Source organism: Actinacidiphila oryziradicis (assembly GCF_005047355.1).
GTDB lineage: Bacteria > Actinomycetota > Actinomycetes > Streptomycetales > Streptomycetaceae > Actinacidiphila > Actinacidiphila oryziradicis.
Map to the genome: position 1 here is coordinate 1 of NZ_SUMC01000251.1, position 3734 is coordinate 3734.

Sequence of the window (3734 nt, forward strand, 5' to 3'; positions counted from 1 at the left end):
CGTCGCCCGGAGGAGCTTTCCCAACGAGATGCACGCTCCAGACGGGCGCTGACCGATGCGAGGTCGGGTTCGTCGTGGGCGGCCGTCCGGAAGGCACCCAGCACGACAGCGGCGGTCTCGACCGCGTCCAGGCCCTTGCCCTGGACGTCGCCGACAATCAGCCGTGCTCCACCGGGGGGCCCCCGTTGCGGGGGCCGACCCCGGCCGGGTGGTCCTATCTCCGGCAGCCGCGCCGGTGCTGGAATAGGTCGTCGTAGGTGCCGATCAGGACACAGGGCGAGGGCGAGCAGCCCGATGGGTTCATCAGCAACGCCGCCCCGGACCGGGCGCACTTCGCGGACAAGGGCCCCGACATCCTCACACCGCCTACCACCGCCGGAGACCAGTGCAGGACCCGCACCGGTGCCGACCGCCCCGCATGCAGTGCGCCGCCCCGCACCCGCCCGGCCAGCGGTCGCCGGCAGCCCCGGCTTTCCAGCCCCGGCGATTAGGCCGAACGGGTGACTGCCGCACCGCCCGGCGATGCGGCAGCGCGGGCGCTCATCCCCTGCAGGGCCAGATGAGCCTTGACGCACCCGTAGGTGTCCCGGCCGGCGAAGAACGGGTGCTCGGCCACGGCGGCGGACAACTGCGACTGCCGGGCCCACAACATGTCAATCACCCGCTGCTCGTCACCACCCCGGCGGGAGAAGGCCTGCGGCCACCGCACCAGCTCGCCCCGCATCCCGTCCAACTCACGCTGCAGCTGCAGGAGATCGGCCGGGAAGTCGAAAGCGTCGTCCACATCAGTGTCGTCCACATCCGGGATCGTAGGATGGCCCGCCCCCAGTCCAGGCAAGTGACACCAGGGCCGACCGGGTGACACCAGGCAGCCCCGGCCCGAAGCCGCCGCACCACCGCCTCAAACCCCAGGAACCGTACCCCCCCCGATGACGCAGTCAGGTTCGGTACCGGGGCCCACAACCGCAGGCGGAGCGACCTCGTTCGGCGACACCGCACTGCGGTCCCCCTCCGGTGGCGCAGCCCGTCCGTAAGGAGTGGAGTGGCGGTGCGGCGTCCGCGAGGCAGAGTGGCGCGGCGAGGGCGGTGGGCACGGTGCGGAGGAACGATGGCGCGGCTCGTGGTCAAGGGCGAGGACCTCATCGTCCGCCTTTCGTGGTGGGAGAAGGCGGCGGCCCGGCGCCGCAACGTGCACGTGCCCCTGTCCGCGGTCCACCAGGTGGCCATCGAACCAGACTGGTGGCGGGCCCTGCACGGCATACCCGGCCGGGGCACCTTCATCCCCGGCGCGCTCTCCCTCGGCACCCGGCCGCACTCCCGCGGAAAGGACTTCGCGGCCGTCCGCGCCCGTCGGCCCGTCGTGTGCGTCGAGCTACGTCACCCCTCGCCCTACTCCCGCCTGGCCGTCACCGACCCCGACCCCGAAGCCACCGCACGCGCCGTACGCACCGCCGCAGGAATCTGACCACCCAAGGAGGCGGTCCGCCAAGGCCCCCGGGTCCGGCAGGCGGTGGGGTCCCGCGTATGGCCGTCTTCCGCCACCACCCGGACGCCTGACCGGCGTGCGAGTGCCGAATATTGCGTCCGTGCAGTTCAGAGGGTGTGTCGGCACGCGTCGATCAGGCCGCAGGGTCGACCTGGCCGTCTGGGTCCGCCGAGGGCTGGAGGGCCGCTCACCAGGGGCCCGGTACGGGATCTTCTCCCATGTATGCCGGGTCGTGGACGTGCTGCCGGACCGGAACCCGCAAGACGTTGGCGGCCTGACTCACCGTTCGTCCGGGAGCCGAGCCGCGTCAATTTTTCGTGCAGGTCACCTCGACGTCCCGGGAGACCCGGCCGCGTGCCGGACGCTGCTGGTGACCAATGCGCCGGGGATCAGCAAGGCCACGCCCACCGCGCGGTGACCAGGGTCCAGACTTCACTCCAGGACGTGTAGACGGGCTGAGTGACACACTGCGCGAACCCGTCGACGGCCGGGACGGCCCGCACGCTCAGCACCTGGCCCCGGAGGCGATCACGCCCCGCCCTGGGTTCCGGCCGATTGCCGGGCCCGGGGCTGCGGGGTCGCGGCACCCCCCGCGCCGCCTCGTCATCGAGCAGGCCGCCGTGGACTTCCCCCCCCGATGCGGCCGAACCGGCACCGCGCTTCAGTCTTCGCCCGCCCCGCCGACGGTATCCGGCTCCGGGGCAGCGCCGACCTGCACTCCGTGCATACGGGCCAGCCGCAGCAGGTTCTCCAGGTCACCGGTGTGCGTGACGACCGCGTACTCGTCGCCCTCCTCAGCTGCCCGGCGCAGCGCCTCGCGCGCACCGCGCTCCCGCCGCCTGAGGCTGGCCTCGAAGCCTTCCTCCACGTCATGCCTCCTGGTCACCACTGCCGGGTGGCCGTGCCCGTCGCCGCACCACGGGCATGGCAGCCACATCACGTAGCGAATTGAAGAATTCTGCAATTCGTCTTATATACTGAGAAGCAGGGCACATGGTCGCTGCAGGTGCCGGGGCTGGGTGACGTCGCTGCGGCGGCCGTCTGTACGGTGCGAAGTTGGGGCCGCGCACGTGAGCGGCCCGCCGTCCGGCCGCGCCAAGCATCCGGTCCAGCCACAAAGGCCATCCCGATACGCGGCTGGTGACACTTGCGTGCCGGAGCACACCCGGCCCTGGACGGCGAGGTCGCAGCAGCGTCACCTTGTCTCGTAGGGCAAGCGTGCAACCGGGCGCCGGGAGGTCCGTGATGATCGAGGCCTACATCCTGATCCAGACCAAAATCGGCAAGGCGCCCGCTGTGACCGAAGCGATCTCAGCAATCCCGGGGGTGTTGCGGGCCAAGTCCGTGACCGGACCGTATGACGTGATCGTGCGGGCCGAGGGTCCGACGGTGGACGACCTGGGCCGCCTGGTGGTAGCGCAGATCCAGCAGGTCGAAGGCATCTATCGCACCCTGACCTGTCCGGTGGTGGAGCTCTAACTCCCTGGCCCGAGACGAGGCGTCACGCGGGCGTCAGCCGTAAGGCGGCTCACTTCCGGCGCAGTGACCGCCGCAGGCCGGGCCGCTGGCCACCTTGGTGCGTACGCAGCGGGCAGGGCACCCGAAGGGCCGCCCGTTCGGCGGCTGATTCCCCAGGTCGCCAACGTCTCCACAGGCCCTCGGCCGGGCCGTCGGCCCGGCCGAGGGCAGCGAGGCGCATGCGACGGCGGACATGGCTGACGTACGGTGTCAGCGATGGGCGGAGCCGGGCTCTCGGACCGCGAGCAGCGGCGACCGCAGCCTGCGCACCCTGCGCCTGAGCACCCGACGCCACCTCTGGGAGGAGATTCGCAGGCCACACGGTGTGATCGTGGCCGCGTTGGCCGCGGCGTCGCTGTGCCTGCTCGTCGCCGGGTCGCTGACAGCGGTGGCGGCGCTCATCTGGGTCTCCGCAGGCATGTGGCTGGCGACACTCCTGATGGGATTCGGCCTCCTGCGCAAGTGGACGGGCCGCCCACGCGAGTGAGACTGGGCGCACCGTGTGCAGCGGCACAGGTCAGGGCACCCCGTACAACACCTCCCCAACCGGGCTGGCGCGACGCCGCGAGCGGCGGGACCGTCGTGAAAGCGGTGCCGAGCGTCTGCGTGAGGAGGGACGTGGTGCGCTGCCCCGGCGCCAGCGGCGGGTTGTCGTCCACGCTCACCTGGCGAAGTCCGTCCCGGGCCGCGTCGAACACCCGGCTGTCGCCGACGTTGAACGCGAGCAGCG

At 71.6% G+C, this 3734-nt stretch carries 7 protein-coding genes and 1 pseudogene; 5 read left to right on the plus strand and 3 right to left on the minus strand.

The genetic code is table 11. The annotated features are described in order from the left end of the window. A pseudogene (locus FCI23_RS54450) lies at positions 1-176 on the minus strand (SpoIIE family protein phosphatase); the annotation flags it as partial. Positions 177-257: 81 nt separating this feature from the next. Between FCI23_RS54450 and FCI23_RS57950 the strand changes: the two are divergent. Then, positions 258-491: a hypothetical protein gene (locus tag FCI23_RS57950; RefSeq protein WP_169317471.1), complete on the plus strand. Its 234-nt coding sequence runs from the start codon at positions 258-260 to the stop codon at positions 489-491. Here FCI23_RS57950 and FCI23_RS54455 read toward each other — a convergent pair. After that, positions 488-799 carry a hypothetical protein gene (locus tag FCI23_RS54455; RefSeq protein ID WP_136731594.1) on the minus strand — a complete coding sequence of 104 codons (312 nt, stop codon included), beginning with the start codon at positions 797-799 and terminating at the stop codon, positions 488-490. The two genes, FCI23_RS57950 and FCI23_RS54455, sit on opposite strands and share 4 nt — an antisense overlap. Positions 800-1108: 309 nt before the next feature. Here FCI23_RS54455 and FCI23_RS54460 point away from each other — a divergent pair, with 309 nt between their 5' ends. Further along, entirely contained in the window at positions 1109-1465 is a 357-nt protein-coding gene (locus FCI23_RS54460) for a hypothetical protein (protein ID WP_136731595.1), read from the plus strand. Between the two features lie 682 nt (positions 1466-2147). Here the strand turns inward: FCI23_RS54460 and FCI23_RS54465 are convergent. Continuing rightward, positions 2148-2354, minus strand: a complete 207-nt coding sequence (locus FCI23_RS54465; protein ID WP_136731596.1) for a hypothetical protein — start codon at positions 2352-2354, stop codon at positions 2148-2150. 377 nt (positions 2355-2731) lie between these two features. Between FCI23_RS54465 and FCI23_RS54470 the strand changes: the two genes are divergently transcribed. The 3 genes from FCI23_RS54470 to FCI23_RS64535 all read left to right on the plus strand — a co-directional run. Then, positions 2732-2965: an Lrp/AsnC family transcriptional regulator gene (locus tag FCI23_RS54470; RefSeq protein WP_136731597.1), complete on the plus strand. Its 234-nt coding sequence runs from the start codon at positions 2732-2734 to the stop codon at positions 2963-2965. 232 nt (positions 2966-3197) lie between these two features. Then, complete coding sequence (locus FCI23_RS57955; RefSeq protein ID WP_169317472.1) at positions 3198-3491, plus strand: hypothetical protein; 294 nt, start codon at positions 3198-3200, stop codon at positions 3489-3491. A gap of 13 nt (positions 3492-3504) precedes the next feature. Continuing rightward, a partial coding sequence (locus FCI23_RS64535) for a hypothetical protein (protein ID WP_211265900.1) occupies positions 3505-3734 on the plus strand: 230 nt, incomplete at its 3' end.

Excerpts from the sequence above, each read along its gene's own strand:
- FCI23_RS54460 (WP_136731595.1), top strand. The coding sequence starts at position 1,109 with ATGGCGCGGCTCGTGGTCAAGGGCGAGGACCTCATCGTCCGCCTTTCG.
- FCI23_RS54470 (WP_136731597.1), top strand. The coding sequence starts at position 2,732 with ATGATCGAGGCCTACATCCTGATCCAGACCAAAATCGGCAAGGCGCCC.
- FCI23_RS57955 (WP_169317472.1), top strand. The coding sequence starts at position 3,198 with ATGGCTGACGTACGGTGTCAGCGATGGGCGGAGCCGGGCTCTCGGACC.